This is a genomic window from Mannheimia varigena (assembly GCF_013377235.1).
In the GTDB taxonomy this organism is placed as follows: Bacteria; Pseudomonadota; Gammaproteobacteria; order Enterobacterales; family Pasteurellaceae; genus Mannheimia; species Mannheimia varigena.
This window is the reverse complement of the sequence record NZ_CP016226.1, coordinates 1626914-1644067: the sequence shown is the minus strand read 5'-3', so window position 1 is coordinate 1644067 and position 17154 is coordinate 1626914. Positions and strand designations below refer to the sequence as shown.

At 40.6% G+C, this 17154-nt stretch carries 16 protein-coding genes; 4 read left to right on the top strand and 12 right to left on the bottom strand.

Annotated elements, in window-relative coordinates; all coding sequences use genetic code 11:
* Window position 1: 1 nt before the first annotated feature.
* Together psiE and A6B40_RS07695 are read right to left on the bottom strand one after the other, a co-directional pair.
* Window positions 2–421 (bottom strand): phosphate-starvation-inducible protein PsiE, encoded by a 420-nt coding sequence (psiE, locus tag A6B40_RS07700; protein WP_176672039.1) that lies wholly within the window; start codon window positions 419–421, stop codon window positions 2–4.
* Between the two features lie 9 nt (window positions 422–430).
* A complete protein-coding gene (locus A6B40_RS07695; RefSeq protein WP_176672038.1) occupies window positions 431–1165 on the bottom strand; it encodes a 4'-phosphopantetheinyl transferase family protein in 735 nt (244 codons plus the stop codon).
* Window positions 1166–1376: 211 nt separating this feature from the next.
* On the opposite strand from A6B40_RS07695, the gene nhaA reads away from it, so the two are divergent.
* Window positions 1377–2582, top strand: coding sequence for a Na+/H+ antiporter NhaA (gene nhaA / locus A6B40_RS07690; protein WP_025216532.1), 1206 nt, complete (start codon window positions 1377–1379; stop codon window positions 2580–2582).
* A 269-nt stretch (window positions 2583–2851) separates the two neighbouring features.
* On the opposite strand, the gene torD is transcribed toward nhaA, so the two are convergent.
* The 4 genes from torD to A6B40_RS07670 form a co-directional block, all read right to left on the bottom strand.
* On the bottom strand, window positions 2852–3445 hold the full coding sequence (gene torD / locus A6B40_RS07685) for a molecular chaperone TorD (RefSeq protein WP_025216531.1): 594 nt from the start codon (window positions 3443–3445) through the stop codon (window positions 2852–2854).
* Window positions 3445–5910 (bottom strand): trimethylamine-N-oxide reductase TorA, encoded by a 2466-nt coding sequence (torA, locus tag A6B40_RS07680; protein ID WP_176672037.1) that lies wholly within the window; start codon window positions 5908–5910, stop codon window positions 3445–3447. The genes torD and torA overlap by 1 nt, the downstream gene beginning before the upstream one ends.
* Window positions 5911–6002: 92 nt before the next feature.
* Window positions 6003–7166: a pentaheme c-type cytochrome TorC gene (torC, locus tag A6B40_RS07675; protein WP_025247158.1), complete on the bottom strand. Its 1164-nt coding sequence runs from the start codon at window positions 7164–7166 to the stop codon at window positions 6003–6005.
* A 9-nt stretch (window positions 7167–7175) separates the two neighbouring features.
* Window positions 7176–7310, bottom strand: coding sequence for a nitrate/trimethylamine N-oxide reductase NapE/TorE (locus A6B40_RS07670; RefSeq protein ID WP_025247157.1), 135 nt, complete (start codon window positions 7308–7310; stop codon window positions 7176–7178).
* A gap of 200 nt (window positions 7311–7510) precedes the next feature.
* On the opposite strand from A6B40_RS07670, the gene A6B40_RS07665 reads away from it, so the two are divergent.
* Together A6B40_RS07665 and A6B40_RS07660 are read left to right on the top strand one after the other, a co-directional pair.
* On the top strand, window positions 7511–8551 hold the full coding sequence (locus A6B40_RS07665) for a FecCD family ABC transporter permease (RefSeq protein ID WP_176672035.1): 1041 nt from the start codon (window positions 7511–7513) through the stop codon (window positions 8549–8551).
* A gap of 9 nt (window positions 8552–8560) precedes the next feature.
* Window positions 8561–9355 carry an ABC transporter ATP-binding protein gene (locus tag A6B40_RS07660; protein WP_176672033.1) on the top strand — a complete coding sequence of 265 codons (795 nt, stop codon included), beginning with the start codon at window positions 8561–8563 and terminating at the stop codon, window positions 9353–9355.
* Between the two features lie 61 nt (window positions 9356–9416).
* On the opposite strand, the gene A6B40_RS07655 is transcribed toward A6B40_RS07660, so the two are convergent.
* Window positions 9417–10523 carry an ABC transporter substrate-binding protein gene (locus A6B40_RS07655; protein WP_025247155.1) on the bottom strand — a complete coding sequence of 369 codons (1107 nt, stop codon included), beginning with the start codon at window positions 10521–10523 and terminating at the stop codon, window positions 9417–9419.
* Window positions 10524–10731: 208 nt separating this feature from the next.
* On the opposite strand from A6B40_RS07655, the gene cpdA reads away from it, so the two are divergent.
* Window positions 10732–11583 (top strand): 3',5'-cyclic-AMP phosphodiesterase, encoded by an 852-nt coding sequence (gene cpdA / locus A6B40_RS07650; RefSeq protein ID WP_236966799.1) that lies wholly within the window; start codon window positions 10732–10734, stop codon window positions 11581–11583.
* Window positions 11584–11654: 71 nt separating this feature from the next.
* Here cpdA and A6B40_RS07645 read toward each other — a convergent pair whose 3' ends face one another.
* The 5 genes from A6B40_RS07645 to napA form a co-directional block, all read right to left on the bottom strand.
* On the bottom strand, window positions 11655–12263 hold the full coding sequence (locus A6B40_RS07645; RefSeq protein WP_025216523.1) for a NapC/NirT family cytochrome c: 609 nt from the start codon (window positions 12261–12263) through the stop codon (window positions 11655–11657).
* A 10-nt stretch (window positions 12264–12273) separates the two neighbouring features.
* On the bottom strand, window positions 12274–12702 hold the full coding sequence (locus A6B40_RS07640; RefSeq protein ID WP_025236816.1) for a nitrate reductase cytochrome c-type subunit: 429 nt from the start codon (window positions 12700–12702) through the stop codon (window positions 12274–12276).
* Between the two features lie 46 nt (window positions 12703–12748).
* Window positions 12749–13627 (bottom strand): quinol dehydrogenase ferredoxin subunit NapH, encoded by an 879-nt coding sequence (napH, locus tag A6B40_RS07635; protein WP_025216521.1) that lies wholly within the window; start codon window positions 13625–13627, stop codon window positions 12749–12751.
* A complete protein-coding gene (gene napG / locus A6B40_RS07630) occupies window positions 13627–14532 on the bottom strand; it encodes a ferredoxin-type protein NapG (RefSeq protein ID WP_112110431.1) in 906 nt (301 codons plus the stop codon). The genes napH and napG overlap by 1 nt, the downstream gene beginning before the upstream one ends.
* Window positions 14533–14646: 114 nt before the next feature.
* Window positions 14647–17145, bottom strand: coding sequence for a nitrate reductase catalytic subunit NapA (gene napA / locus A6B40_RS07625; protein ID WP_176672032.1), 2499 nt, complete (start codon window positions 17143–17145; stop codon window positions 14647–14649).
* Window positions 17146–17154: the final 9 nt, after the last annotated feature.

The window sequence follows — 17154 nt, the reverse complement described above, 5'->3', positions numbered from 1 at the left end:
CCTAGCTTCTTTGTAAACGATCGCTATGTACAAGATACAATGCAATAATCATTACTAAAATGGAAAGTGAGAAAAGTAGCGTATGCATTGCATTTGAGTGATCGACAATAATCAATCTCACCATTGCGGTAATGCCGATATACAGAAAATATCGCAACGGAAAATGGTAGTTCGATTTAAAATATTTCACAATTAAGGCGAGAAACTCAAAATAGAGAAAGAAAATCACAATATGTTCAACCACTTGGAATTTCTCGCTGTTACCCAGTAATAACTCATACAGAGAATAGGCCTCCGCAAAAAGGGAATAAGAGAGCAAAATGCCGGCAACAAGTAAAGAGGCATTCAGCACCCATTGAAAAATTTCTGACGCCATTTTGCCAAACGTGGAGTGGTGTTCTTCTAAAGATTTTTTAGGCATTCATTGTCCTTAATTAACATCATAAACAAGCGACTGGCATTCAACGGGCTGGAACAGCCCATTGTGCCAATGGTATAACAAAGGCTCAGATAATAGCATATTTTCCGGTTGCTGATAGAAGTAGCTTAAATAGAATGGCAATTCACTGACAAAATGCAATTTACCTTTCGGGCAGTGAGCAGAAAAAATCTGTTTTTCAAGCGGAAGATGCCTTACCTCCGACAATTTCACAATCCCCACGCCTTGCGATTTTAAAATTGCCTCTCGCAAGCACCAGCTTAGATAAAAACGTTGCGAAAGGTTATTCAGCAACGGGCAATGTTCATCTAATAACATCGCTTGTTCCTCAACATTTGCATAGTGGCGAATAAGATCTGCATAACGCCTTTCTTTCTGAGGATGTTCAATATCAATGCCTACTGCCAATTTTGCAAAAAAATGCGAAAAAATGACCGCTATCCAATCGCCCGAATGACTGATATTAAAATCAATCTGCTCTGAATTGACAAAAGGTCTGCCGCTTGCAGTATGTTGAATGCTCTCTAATAATCTCAAATCCAAGTCATATTTTTTTAACAATTCTGTCAGTAAAAAATGAGCGGCTCGGCGACTCTGCCATTTTTGCATTTGCTTTTCAGATAAATTATCAGGCGCTGGAGAGTAGTTAAAATGATGGGGAAGTTTTTCTTGCCGATGGATAAAAACAATTTCAATATGAGTTGTTTGAGGTGTAAATTTTTCCATAAAAATAACCGCTTGTAGAGTAGGAGTTTATTCTTTTAATATAACAAAAAAACAACATTTTAGATTAATTTATAAGCATACAGCCTAATAAAACGAGAGTTAGATCTAGTTTATCAAATTTTTTATTTGATCTTCGGAAAATCTTTGGTAAAAAGAAATTGTATTAAAAAGCCATAGTCATAAATAAATGATGATAAATAGGAGAATTTAGGTGGGAAGATTACTACTACTTTTAAAATCAGAAGCATCAGGTGGAATTCTACTTCTGATTTTTGCATTTGCTGCAATTTTGTTGGCTAACTCCCCATGGAGTGAGTCATATTTCGATTTTTTACAAACAAACTTTAGTATTCAATTTGGTACATTTGGCTTAAGTAAACCAATATTGTTGTGGATCAACGATGGACTTATGGCTGTTTTCTTTACCTTAGTGGGTTTAGAAGTAAAGAAAGAGCTATTTGAAGGCTCACTTTCAAGTGTCAGAAACGCTTCTTTTCCTGCAATGGCCGCAGTTGGTGGAATGGTAGTACCAGCATTAATTTATTGGATGCTCAATAAAGATTATCCAGAATATCACTCTGGTTGGGCTATTCCAATGGCAACTGATATTGCCTTTGCAGTTGGGATTGTTGCCTTGCTCGGCACACGTGTACCTCTTGCATTAAAGGTGTTCTTACTTGCACTTGCAATTATTGATGACTTAGGTGCAATTATTGTAATCGCACTTTTCTATTCACAAGACATTAGTATGCAGGCACTTTACCTAGCAACGGCTGCGATTGTAGTATTAGTTTTACTTAACCGCTTTAAAGTGACTTCACTTTGCGCTTATTTAGTTGTTGGGATTGTGCTTTGGACAGCCGTATTAAAATCAGGAGTTCATGCCACCTTAGCTGGTGTCATTATTGGATTCTGTATGCCACTTAAAGGCAAAAATGGTGAGCGACCAGCCGAGGAATTAGAACATATCCTGGCCCCCTGGTGTTCATATATGATCTTACCTATTTTTGCATTCGCCAATGCAGGTGTATCGTTAGTCGGTATGGGTATTGAACAATTAACTTCTCCATTACCATTAGGTATTGCACTTGGTTTAATTATAGGTAAAGCTCTAGGTGTATTTGGATTTAGTTATTTAGCCGTAATGCTACGTTTAGCAAGTTTACCGCCGGGCGTTAACTTTAAACAGATTTTTGCAATCTCTGTGCTGTGTGGTATTGGTTTTACGATGTCTATGTTCCTTGCAAGCCTTGCATTTGATGCAAGTGAGGCAGGAGAAACTGTTACTGCATTAGCTCGTTTAGGTATTTTATTAGGTTCAGCCGTATCAGCAATTTTAGGTTATATGTTATTAAGAATGTTTACACACAATCCTGAAGTTGAGTTAGCAACAAGTGCTGTTACAAACCATAAATAATTAAGCTAAATTGTTACGACAAAGCCCTCAAAAGCATTGCTTTGAGGGCTTTGTTTTTAGCTAAATTAAGTTTTCTTTCCATACTGATTACAGCTCCCTAACGTATTCAACCTACTACGTGAAAGTTTATGTATATCATTAGCTTTAAGAAGAGCTGCCTCAAGAAAATTCAGCATTTCGTTCCAGAGTTAGCAGACCACATTATGAGTAATCAAGAACGAAAGTTATTCAAACAGAGGCTCATTATGTAGCTTAAAATGCCAATTAGTTCATACATCAAACCGTACAAACTTTTCAAGCAATCTAACTAAACTCTGATACAATAACGTTTGGCTTTTAATCTCAACAGCTTTTTCTGCCCATATCGGCAACCAACTATTAAGTTGCTGTTCAAGAAAGGCTTTAATTTCCGCCTCCGCCCCTTGTTCTAACAGTTTATCCAACACGCTTAAATAAACACAAATATGGTCGCTTGGTTCTTTACTTTCTCGGTTTATCTGCAAGGCAAAACGGGCTAATAGAGCATCCATTTCCGCCAAGTTTTGTGCCAACACTTCGTTTTGTAGATAGGCGGAAGCGTAAGGGATCGCACTTAAACTGCCCTCCAGTAAGAATAGCTGGGCGAAATCGGCTGCCAGTTCTAAGCGGGGAAATTCTAATTGGCTGGAAGCGGCCAATTCGGCTTGAAATTTTGCAATTTCCAGCCCAAAGCCCAGTTCGGCAAGAAATGCAAAAAAATCATCAAATTTGCCCGCTTGTAGGGAACTTAACTGCTCGTCCGAGAGTTCTCGGGCGAGCATTGCATTGAACCAGCCGTAAATAAATCGGCGTTCTTCACGGCTTAATTTGTCTGTTTGCTGCATTAAAGCATCACCTCAATCGCACCTTTGAAGCCATTTGGCTCTGGAGCTGTACCGACAAATTTCTCAATATTTACCAAGCAGGTGTTGGCAGAAACAGCTTGTGCCAGTTTAGATGAGCCAATATCAAGTGTCATCGTGTTCGGGTCACCGTAAGTATCAATTGCCCCAATACCTTCATCAAGAGGTGAATACCACGCTCCTTCTTGCAAACGCACCACACCCGTTGGAAAGTTATCAGAAAACACTGCCCCAACAATAGCCTGCCCTCGGTCATTAAACACTCGAACTAAATCGCCGTCTTGAATGCCGAGTTTAGCGGCATCTTGCGGATTAATGTAGAGTGGTTCACGCCCTTGTACACTGTAAGTTTCACGCAGTTCTTTAGATTCACAAAGCTGTGAGTGTAAGCGTTTATCAGGGTGAGCAGATTGTAACCAAAATGGGAATTTATCTGAGTTTTTACCGCCGTGTGAACGCTCGGCTTTTTCAAACCACATTGGGTGACCTTTACAGTCATCATAACCAAATGAGGCAATTTTATTACTGTAAATTTCGATAAAACCTGATGGCGTGCCAAGCGCGTGTAGTTCCGGATCTTCACGAAAATCAGCATGACGAACCCAAGGTTTACCTTCTGGGAACATCACATAGCCTGTTTTCCAGAACTCGTTAAATTCAGGCATATCAAATTTACCTTTGTTCTCACGACGACAATCTTTATAGAGCTGTTCCACCCATTGCATTTCGTCCATTCCACGACTGTACTCTTTGTCTTTACCGAAACGGCGACAGAGGTCACGGAAGATCTCAAAGTCTGGACGGGAATCATACAGTGGATCAACCAATTTGTGCATCGCAATGACGCCTCGGTTACTGTATGAGCCGTAGGCATCAATGTCATTTCGCTCAAAAGGAGTACAAGCTGGTAGCACAATGTCTGAAAAACGGCAGGTAGCTGTCCAACTGTAATTGATAGACACAATAGTTTCTAATTTTTGGAATGCCTGTTTCATTTTATTACGTTCAGAATGGCGGTGCCACTGGTTACAACCAGTGAAAACTGCCATTTTAAACGGTGCATAAGTAACTTTTTTACCGTTGTAATCAATGGTTTCACCAGCGTATAACAGGCTATCTGTCATTCGTGCAACAGGGATTGTGTCGCTATAACCTTTATAATCTTTATTGGTATATTTTGGAGTTTGCCCTTCATCAAGGTTCAGAGGGAATGCCCCTGGCATTGCCGCCCCTGACTCAGGAATACCGATAGAGCTGTAATGGTGAGCATAACTAATGCCCCCGCCCGCCAAACCAATTTGTCCTAGCATTGAGGCTAACACAGCCCCCATCCAGTAAGGTTGTTCGCCGTGTTGTTGGCGTTGAATTGCCCAACCGAAAATTAACTGAGTACGTTTGCCCGCTAACATTCTGGCAAACTCACGAATGCGGTCTGCAGAAATGCCACAGATTTCCGCTGCCCATTCTGGTGTTTTCGCTACTTTATCTTCGCTTTCACCTAACAGATATGGCAGGAATTTCTCAAAACCGACGGTGTACATATCAATAAATTTTTTATCGTACAAGTTTTCGGTATAGAGCGTGTAAGCCAATGCCAACATAAACGGTACATCGGTTTGTGGGTTGATGTACTGCTGTTCACATCCTAAGAAATTCTGGGTTTTGCTTTTCACTGGGTCAACGCAAATTACATTCACGCCTTTTGCCATCACTTTCTCTTTCAGTTTATCTAAGTAAGCATAAGCCTCGTGGGTTTCACAGTTCCAGCCTACTTGTAGATTTTTCACTGGATCGCTTGCCCAGAAAATGATGTTCTCACTCTCTTTTAAAATTACCTCCCATGAAGTACCTTGCGAATAAACCTCAGTTGAACCTAACACATACGGCAGAATCGTTTGCCCTGCCCCTGTTGAGTAGTCACCCGCCGTGCCAACACTGCCACCATGCATACCGATTGCTCGAATCATATGATTTCCGCAGCTATGGAACTGCCCTGTAGAACGCCAACCAACATTGGCAGTATGTAATGCCCAAGGACCATACTCTTTCTGCACTCGTTCTAATTCTTCATAGAATAAGTCCAACGCTTCATCCCAAGTAACACGTACAAAGCGATTATCGCCTCGTTGAGCAGTATTGCTGTTGTGGCGCTTTTTCAACCAATCTAAACGCACCATTGGGTAACGGATACGGGATTCACTGTAAATTAAGCCCTTAATGCCTTTCAGCATTTCGGTTGGGTGTTTATCAAACTCAAACGGCTTGATTTCTGCGACTCGACCATTCTCAATTCTGGCACGCATTGCGCCCCAGTGAGAACCCGAAATTTTCCATTCACTGATATTTTCATTCGCGAATACATTGCGAGGTACAAGGAAATTCGGCATCGTGATAGCCGCTGCCATCACTGAAATATTCTTTAAAAATTGACGGCGAGATTGTTGCATATATTATCCTTATTATTTGTAAAATATTGGCGGATTTTGACCGCTTGTTCCTTTTGATTTATATGTATGGATGCACTCAGCGCATCCATACTTTAATGTTTTGCCCCTTCGCTATCAGATGCGTGCATTTGTAGGTAACGCAACACTTCTTTGCTGGTCTGCTTATCCATATTGGTAAACCCAACCATTCCATTAAATAAGCCAATCCAACTATTTGAATCAAAATGGGCAATATCAGGCTGTCTATGGCAAGTACTACATTGCATTTTATATTGGCTTTCCGCATTTGCCCAAATTGGTGTAACTTCATCAAGCAACTGTGATTTTGCGACCCACGCTTGCAGTTTCACTTTCTGCCAGTTCAAACCTGTGATCGGATCTTCTTTAGTTTCCAACACTTCAAATTTCGGATCAGCTGACATAAATTCTTTGCTTAATACCGCATCGGTGATGTTTTTTCCGAAATCATGATACCAAATTCGTCCGAAACCCTTATCTTTACGCCACATTGTCAGCTCAACCAAATCGGCATTTTTGCTCGATTTCACATAAGCCACTGGCACAGCCGTTTCTAAATTCCCGATATGTTGGCTTAATCCTTCATCTAAGAAGAGATCGACATTACCCTTGGTATGGTAAGCGTTACCTTGACTTGGTGATTTATTGACAAACTGATCGAATTTCGATTTCACCGCATTTTCATCTACTTTTGGTAAGTGGTGAGCAATACCTTTGTGACAGTCCATACAGCTTTGATCTTTCTCCGCAGCCGGTATCATCGCTTTACGAGCTGCATCAGACATTTTGTCGAAATTCATCTTTTCATAGCTGTGGCAGGCTTTACATTCTTTTGAACCATTCGCCGCAAATCTTGCCCACTCACGTTCTGCCATTTCTTGGCGGTGTTTTTCAAAGTCTTCTTCGGTTTTATATTTGCCTGAAAACTCCGCCCACACTTCACGGATCGCTTGCACTTTACGGGCAATTTTATAAGTATAATCGTGCGGTAAATGGCAATTGGAACAGGTCGCCGTAACCCCACTCTTATTAGACCAATGAGCAGTTTGTTTCAACTCTTCCAACGGTTTTTGCATTGAATGACAGCTCACACAAAATTCTTCGGTACTGGTGTGATCCAACGCATTATTAAATTGCTGCCAACTGATAGCACCTGCAATAAAACCTATACTAACTAAGATGCCTAAGCCAACTTTAGTAGAAGGCTTAGTAAATAAATTTTTAACTGCGCCAAACATGCTCTCTCCTTAACCTGTCGGCAAACCGATTACAAATAGTTGTAGCATCCATACAATAAAACCATAAGCCCCGACAAAGAATGCCATCAGTAAAGGCAAAACAAATCCTGATAATAATAGAGTTTTTAATAGCTCTGACCCCATAGTGTCTCCTTAACATAATATAATAAATCGTATCTTACCGTTTAGAGGTGGAAAATGAGTTGATAAAAATCAAATAGAACTAAGAATAGCCTCAATTTGGTTCCATTTGCATAAAAAATATGACCGCTTATAAACTAAAATTTGAATTTATCCACTTTTTCTTTTATTCTAGCTGATAATAATTCTCAAAAATTAGATTTATGTCAGCTACACTTTCCCCTCAAAAAATTGCTCAAAAACAACGCGCTATCGAAAAGAAGCGCGCTTTTTTATTGTTTCTTTTCTTTGTTGTTTGCATACTTAGCTTGATTTTTGACATCATGACCGGGCCTTCTCTACTGCCTTTTGCTGATGTTTGGCAAGCGTTGTTTCAATTAGGTGACGTGGATGAAACCACTAAGGTGATTGTTCACCAATTACGGCTACCGATGGCAATGATGGCATTGGTGGTAGGGGCTGCTCTCGGGGTTGGAGGTGCTGAAATTCAAACGTTACTTAATAATCCTATGGCAAGCCCTTATACACTTGGCTTAGCCGCAGCAGCTGGTTTAGGAGCATCTATTGTGATTGCTTTTGGTGGATTTGGATTACCGATGGAAATTGCTGTGCCTATTGGTGCCTTTGCAATGACATTGCTTTCCTCTGCCATTTTATTTGCTTTTGCTTCACTACGCCGTTTTAGTTCGGCAATGTTAGTGTTAGTCGGGATTGCATTGCTATTCTTATTTCAATCACTTCTCTCTCTCATTCAATTTATATCGGCTCCTGAAATTTCTCAACAAATCCTGTTTTGGTTATTTGGTAATTTAACCAAGGCTACTTGGCAGACCATTTCCATTGCCGCAGGTGTAACCTCAGTGAGTATTTTATTGTTACTCAAAGATGCATGGAAACTTACAGCACTACGCTTAGGGGAGGCCCGAGCATTAAGTCTTGGTATTAATCTCTCTTGGTTAAGAATGAAAACCTTGCTGATTGTTTCCGTGATGACCGCAACCTGTATTAGCTTTGTGGGAATTATTGGCTTTATCGGCTTGGTGGCTCCGCATATTGCCCGATTATTAGTAGGAGAAGATCAACGCTTTTTCCTCCCAGGTTCAATGTTAGTCGGGGCTGCATTTTTGTCTATGTCATCAGTGCTCTCAAAAAGCCTCGTACCAGGTGCATTATTCCCCGTAGGTATTATCACTGCACTTGTTGGTGTGCCGTTCTTTTTCTGGATTGTATTAGCTAAACGGTAAGGATTTTCTATGCTCAACTTGAATGAAGTCACCATTAAGCGTGGGAATTTAGTGGTTGCCGATAAAATCAATCTGAATTTTGAACGAGGAAAAGTCTATACTTTGCTTGGCCCAAATGGCGCTGGAAAATCTTCTCTACTGAAAACGTTATTTGGTGAAATTTCTTATCAAGGATGTATTGATTTTGATAGCAAAATATTAACACCTAACCATTTAAGCAACTGGCGTAAGAAAATCGGCTATATGCCACAGGACACTCAGGTTGAAGCATCATTAAGTGCTTTAGAGGTAATCCTACTCGGTCAAGTTGATTTCCTGAATATGTATGTCAGTGATGAAATTTTAAATGAGGCGGTAGAGATTATGGAAAAATTAGGAATCGTACATTTAGCGCACAAAGATATTATGCGTTTAAGTGGTGGGCAACGCCAAATGGTGATGTTTGCCCAAGTGTTGCTACGAAAACCTCATATTCTCCTGCTTGATGAGCCTGTCAGTGCATTGGATATGTATCACCAAATCAACCTACTTGAATATGTAAACGCCTATACAAGGGCGAATGATTTAATTACAGTTATGGTGCTACACGATTTAAGTCTTGCCGCACAATTTTCCGATAGTGTGGTTTTGTTAAGCGAAGGCAAAATTCAAGCACAAGGTAGAGCTTGCGATGTATTAGAATGTGATCTGATTAGACGGCTATATAATGTTAATATTGAGATTTTATATGATGGCAACGGTTCACCAATCATCCGTCCATTAAGGAAATGTTTGAACATAGATTGCTGCTTGAACCGCAAATAGTAAAATACAAGCGGTCATTTTGCAAAATAAATCTGCAAAATGACCGCTTGCTATCTGGGCTCTATTTCAACTGAATAAAGAATGTGCCTTTTGGCGTAATCGGTAAATAGTTTTTGTGGAAATCTAAGTACGTTTTTTCAGGATCGATATCGTTAAACAACTCAGGATAAAGAGCTTTCGCCATAAATTGTGAGCTGGCTAAATCTGAAATCGAACGAGAAGCTGTGTGATACAAACCATAAACCTGACCCGATTTCACTGCCGGTAAATCTTTCCAACCCGTCCGTTCCATAAAACCTTTCAAGCGTTTTTGAGCATCTGCTTCCTCAATGTTGATCCCCATCGACATAACATCTGCATTTGTGTCATTACCTAATTCCGTACCTGAAATCATAATCACATCAGGTTTAGAGACCAACACCTGTTCAGGATTAATTTGCCCCCAGTTTTCTACAAACGGAGCACTAATATTATCGCCTCGTACAGTCTCGGCAATCGCTCCCCACATATTTTTACCAAAAGTAAAACTATGCTCTTTAGGACCTTTATTACCAAACTCCACATAAAGCTTTGGTTTTGCTAATTTTGCATTATCAATCCGTTTTTGAATATCCGCGATGCCCTCTTCATACTCTTTGGCAACTTTATCTGCCCTCTCTTCGGTACCAGCAAGCTGACCAAAAATTTTCACACTTTTAGTATGATTTTCAACGGTTTGTGCATTAAAATCTACTACTACAATTGGAATCCCTGCTTGCTCAAGTCGAGGAATTTCACTAGCTAGTGCTTGATATTGAATCTCAGGTAACACTAACACATCAGGCTTTAATGCAATAGTTTTTTCTGTTGAGAAAGTGCCACTATTCACATAACCAATATCAGCAATATCTTTCAAATTAGGGAGTTTTTCCGCAAATAACGCCCAACTACCTGGGTTAAATTTTTCCCAAAACTCACGGGAAATCCCTACTACATTTGAAAAATTTTCTGCACCAGTAACTGCAATGTAGTCAGGGTAATAAAAAGTTAGGGCAACGCGTTTAGCAGGCACATCAACTTTCACTTCACGCCCTAAAATATCAGTAATAGTTTTGATTTCAGAATGAGCACTTGTACCAAATGCTAGCAATGTGGCAGCAAATAAACTGTTTACTAGTGATTTTTTCATAAGAACCCCGAAAAGAAATAAGTGAGAGAATTGTATCTTTCCATAAAAATTAGTCAATAAAAACAATTCTCAATAATGTATCTATGGAAAGGAATACTTAGGTTTTTAATACATTTCATCCACTTTTTTTCAAAAATGTGGCATATCCCACATTTTTCATTTTCAGTTACTGTTACAATTTCCTTAATTAAAATTAATAAAAATTAGAATGGTAGTTTCATCAATGAGAGAGTGTTTAAAAATAGATAAAAGAGGAGTAATTCGGTTATTACAAATTACCGATCCCCATTTATTTTCTAATCCTGAAGATAAATTGCTTGGTGTCGATACCCTCGCAAGTTTTAAAGAGGTTATTCAGCAAATAAAAAAGCAAATAATTAGAGCTGGCGACAGCTTTGATCTTATCCTTGCTACAGGTGATCTAATTCAAGATCATCAAATTCAAGGTTATGAACATTTTGCTAAAATCACTAAAGCGCTAAACCTTCCTATTTTTTGGCTTGAGGGGAATCACGACTCTCCAACTGAAATGAATGAGATATTATCTGCTTATTCTCATGTTATGCCGCATAAGCATATTTTAGTCGGCGAACATTGGCAAATTTTAATGCTGAATACTCATGTTACAGGCCAAGCTTATGGTGAGTTAACTGAATCCCAACTTAATTGGCTGGAATCAAAATTAGCTGAATATCCAGAACATTTTAGTCTTATTGTTCAGCATCATAATATCCTGCCTACAAATTCTGCTTGGCTAGATCAGCATAGTTTAAAAAATGCAAAAGAGCTTGAGAAAGTTTTATCAAAATTTGATAAGGTAAGAGCAATTATTCACGGACATATTCATCAACAAGTAGATGCTCATTGGCAAGGAATTCCTATTTTTGCGACCCCTTCTACTTGTATTCAGTTTAAACCGAATTGCGACGAATTTACGTTAGATATACTTCCTCAAGGTTGGCGTGAATTTTATTTATATGAAAATGGTGAGTTAGAAACTGTCGTCAAGCGGTTAAATTCTAATGAATTTTTACCAAATTTAGAGGCTAAGGGATATTAAATTAATATTCGATAAAGCTGATTGAAAAACAGCCCTAATTTTTTATTTGAGGGCTGTTTTTTCTAATTGTATTATTTTTTCTCTTCTGATTTTTTCATTAAGTCATCAGGGATAAAGCCTTTTTGAACCGCTTCCATATGTGGAAGATTGTGAGCGATCCCTTTGTGGCAGTCGATACAGGTTTTATTTTGCTCTTGTGCCAATGCGTGCATTTGCTGTGCCACTGTTTTTTGTTGAGTAAAATCCATATCTTCAAAGTTATGGCAATTACGACACTCTTGTGAATTATTCGCTTTCAAACGCTCCCATTCACGAGCTGCCATTTCACCACGATGTGCTTCAAATTTCTCTTTGGTATCCACTTTACCGGTGTAGTGAGCATATACTTCTTTAGCTGCAATAATTTTACGTTTCCATTTCGGGAAAAATTCGTGTGGAACGTGGCAGTCTGAACAAATCGCTTTCACACCACTGCGGTTTGAGTAGTGAGCAGAGGCACGATATTCAGGCACAACATCATTCATATGGCAGCTTGAACAAAATTCTTCGGTATTGGTATAAGCAAGCCCGGCATTAAAGCCACTCCACGCAAAAATACCACCTAATGCAGAAAGTAGAATTACTAAGCCAATTGCCATTCTACTTGGGCGACGTAACCAGTTAAAAAATCTTCTTATCATTGCTTACTCCTTATTTACCTTGCGTTTGTCGTACAGACTCAAATTTATTTTGAACAATCGGGTTTACGTTTGTTTGTTGCACGTGGCATTGTAAACAGAAGTAACGACTTGGCGATTCAGTTTGGAGTGCTTTACCATCACGGTTAGTAAAGTGGCTCTTAGGTAATGGTGTTGCACCTGTTACTTTTGAAGGCTCAACTGCGTGGCACGCCAAACATTGGTTCACATTTTTACTCACTTGTAAGCCACGAATACTATGTGGAACAAGTGGTGGTTGGAATGGGAAAGTGGTTGGAATATTTCCTACATCTTTTTGTGGGTTATGAAACCCGGGGGCAACACTTTCAGTTGTATCATCAATAGAGCCTGACAACTTCGGTGCTTCTGCCATTGCAAAGCCGGTCATTGCGGCTAAAATTAGGGCAAGATATTTTCTCATTTGAGGTTCACTCCATTAAAATGTTTGTTATCAAACAAAGCTAAATTTAAATATTCTTTACATCAATACTGCCTTGAAAACGTGTTCCAAAGGCAAAAACTTTTTCGGCACAAACGTCAATACAACGTCCGCAGGTAATACAATCTTTCGATAAAATAACAGTGCTATCTTCCGGTTTGCCATGTAATGGAACTCGAAGCACTTGTGGCTCAGGGCAAACGTTATAGCAATCCATACAATTATCACAACGATTACGATCAACCACCTTGACCTTGATTAGGCTTTTTGCACCAATTAACGCATAAGTTGCACCAATCGGGCAAAGGTGTCCGCACCAACCGTGTTCAACCACTAATAAGTCGAATAAGAACACCACTAACACTAGCCAAAGCGTCGCCCCTAAGCCAAACACAAATACTCGACCTAATGCTGCGACAGGGTTAATCCACTCCCATAATAGCGTGCCGGAAATCGCACTACCGATTAAAATCACTGCTAAAATGATATAGCGTAAACCGCGTGGTAATTTTGCACTTTGGCGAATACCTAATTTGCGTCTTAGCCAAGCAGCCGAATCAGTTACTATATTCATCGGGCAAACCCAGCTACAAAATAGCTTGCTACCGACAATCGCATAGAATGCAACAATAATTAATGCTCCAATCAGCACCGTCCATTCAGGTTGATATCCTGTTGCCAGCACTTGTGCAGTCATTAGCGGATCGGTCATCGGCACAGTGTCGAGCAATAAACTGCCACTGTAGTTGCCTTTTAAAATCCAGACGTTCCAAATTGGACCGCTTAAGAACATTAAAATAATGCTGAGCTGACTTAATCGTCTTAAAATCAGAAAGCGGTTTGCGTGCCAAAAGCCCAATTTTTGGCGGGCTTCCAAGCCTGCGTGTTTAGGCGAATTTGCTGCCATTATTTCACCCCCTTCAGATTTAAGTCTAAGTCAGGGAAATGTTCGGGTGCTTCAACCGTGGTTGAGTTCGGCACATAATTTTGTGTTGCACGGCTTGGTGTTGCAACTCTTGCACCCGGCTTGACCTCCATATGTTGATAAACCGGCTCGTGTAAACCTTCCGGCATTCTCGCATCGTAAGCTGGGCGTAAACCGTCTGGATGTACATCTTCAATCAAAGATTTACCCGCATTTTGTTTTTCTTGCCAGCCTAAACGATAATGGCGACCAAGCAACCCTTTCGCTAAATCCATCGGTAATACTTTAATAGCCGCTTCTTCTAATACGCAAGCCTGTTCACATTTGCCACAACCTGTGCAAGCATCAGAATGCACGGTTGGAATTAATTTTGCGTGGATGGAGGTTCTGTCGTTATGTATTTTTTCAAGTGTAATCGCTTTATCAATTAAAGGACAAACTCGATAGCACACATCACAACGCAAACCTTGCCAGTTCAAGCAAGTTTCGTGATCTAGCAATACGGCCAAACCCATTCGGGCATCGTCAATATCTTTCAGCTCTTCACTTAACGCTCCGGTTGGGCAAGCGTTCATACACGGAATATCTACGCACATTTCGCATGGTTTATCACGTGCAACGAAATAAGGTGTACCAGCCTCCACAGGGGAAATCAGTGACGCCAAATGCAACATATCATAAGGGCAAGCCTGAACGCATTGTCCGCAGCGGGTGCAGGCACTTAAGAAATCCTGCTCGGGTAACGCACCCGGCGGACGTAATGCCACGCCTTGGCGGGCAAAACTTTGTTGCTGCTGCAACCCTAAAATCACCCCCACACCACAAACGCCTGCGGCGGTTCGGGTTGCATTTTTTAAAAACTGACGGCGATTTGGATCCATTTTCATTATGGTTTCCTCTTATACAAGCGGTCATTTTTACAAAAAATTTTGCCAATTTAACCGCTTGTCATTAAATAGTATGATTCAGAAGGAGATAGGCTCTACCTCCAAACTATCTAATTAGGCTTTTACCACTTTAACCGCACATTTTTTGAAGTCGGTCTCAAATGAAATTGGGTCTGTTGCATCAAGAGTTACTTTGTTAATTAACTGACCCGCATCGAAGAAGGTCGAGTAAATCAAGCCTTCCGGACATTTATTACGTCCACGAGTATCCAAGTTCGACACATATTCCCCACGGCGTGAAATCACTTTCACTTTGTCACCGTGACGTAAGCCACGTTTTTTTGCATCGTTCGGGTGCATCCAAACCAAGTTGGTTGGGAACGCTTTGTGTAACTCAGGAACACGACGTGTCATTGTACCTGTGTGCCAGTGCTCAAGAACACGGCCAGTACAGAACCATAAATCGTATTCTTCATCTGGTGCTTCAGCAGGGGCTTCATAAGGCACACCTAAAATCACTGCTTTACCATCCGGCTGACCATAGAAGTTAACGCCTTCGCCTGCTTTTACATACGGATCGTAACCTTCACGGTAACGCCATAGGGTTTCTTTGTATTCGCCTGTTTTTTCGTCTTTCACTACAGGCCAACGTAAACCACGCACTTTGTGATAGGTATCGAAATCTGCTAAGTCGTGTCCGTGTCCGCGTCCAAATTGAGCGTACTCTTCAAATAACCCTTTTTGAATGTAATAACCAAAGTGTTCCGCTTCGTCATTCATATAGCCCGGAATATTGGTTGGCACTTGGTAGCTATCTACTTTACCGTTGGTGTAAAGGATTTCGTATAACGTTTTGCCACGTAATTCAGGGGCTTTAGCAAGTAACTCTTCCGGCCATACTTCTTCTACTTTGAAATATTTAGAGAATTCTACAAGTTGCCAAGTATCAGAACGTGCATTTGCCGGTCCTTTCACTTGCTGACGCCAGAATTGGGTGCGGCGTTCTGCATTACCGTAAGCACCTTCTTTTTCTACCCACATACAGGTTGGAAGAATTAGGTCTGCCGCAACGGCTGAAACTGATGGGTACGGATCTGAAACCACAATAAAGGTTTCAGGATTACGCCAGCCCGGGAAGATCTCTTCATTGATATTTGGACCACCCTGCATATTGTTCGTACACATCTGCCATAAGAATTTCATTTTGCCATCTTTTAATGCACGGCTTTGTGCAGTAGCGTGATAGCCCGGCACATCCGGAATTGCACCTGCCGGCAATTTCCACGCTTTCTCAACAATTTCACGATGTTTAGGGTTTGTTACCACCATATCTGCTGGTAAACGATGGATAAATGTACCTACTTCACGAGCTGTACCACAAGCTGATGGCTGACCTGTTAGAGAGAATGGTCCACAGCCTTCTAATGAAATTTTACCTGTTAATAAGTGTACGTTGTACATCATATGGTTTACCCACACACCACGAGTGTGCTGGTTGAAGCCCATTGTCCAGAATGAAACAATTTTTCTGTTTGGATCAGCATACATTTCTGCTAAGGCTTGTAACTGCTCTTTCGGCACACCCGAAATACGGTGAGCTTCGTCTAATGTATATGGTGCAACGATTTTCTTAAATTCTTCAAAATCACTGTCATACATTTTACCCGCAGTTTTAGCATTCGTATTTTGCTGTAATTTATGTTCAGGACGTAAACCGTAACCGATATTGGTTTCACCACGTTTAAATTTGGTGTGTTTGTTTACGAAATCCCAATTTACTTTATCGTTTTCAATAATGTAGTTAGCAATGTAGTTTAGGATTGCTAAGTCTGAATGCGGTTTAAAGATAATTGGTGTATCTGCTAACTCAAATGAACGGTGCTCGTAAGTGGACATTACCACAACACGCACATTGTCATTTGATAGGCGACGATCAGATAAGCGGCTCCATAAAATTGGGTGCATTTCTGCCATATTTGAGCCCCAAAGCACAAATGCATCGGTTTTTTCGATATCGTTATAGCAGCCCATCGGCTCGTCCATACCGAAGGTACGCATAAAGGCAACCGCAGCTGATGCCATACAGTGGCGTGCGTTCGGGTCAATGGTATTAGAACGGAAACCACCTTTCCAAAGTTTCACTTTTGCATAACCTTCAAAAATAGTTGTTTGACCTGATGAGAACATACCTACTGCATTCGGACCATCACTTTTAATGATAGCTTTGATTTTATCTGACATTACCGTAAATGCTTGTTCCCAAGAAACTGGAGTAAAATCGCCATTCTTATCGAATTTGCCATCCTTCATACGAAGCATCGGCTCTTGCATACGGTCTGCACCGTACATCATTTTCGATAAGAAATAACCTTTGATACAGTTTAAACCACGGTTTACTTCTGCATCTGGGTCACCCTGCGTTGCTACCACTTTGCCGTCTTTCGTACCCACAAGCACGCTACAGCCTGTACCACAATAACGGCAAGGGGCTTTATCCCAACGAATGCCGGTATCATCCGCCATCACATTCTTAACAGGAATGGTCATTCCTGCCGCAGCGGCTGCAGCCAACGCTGCATTCGCTTTCATAAAATCTCTACGATTGAGTTCCATAATACTGTC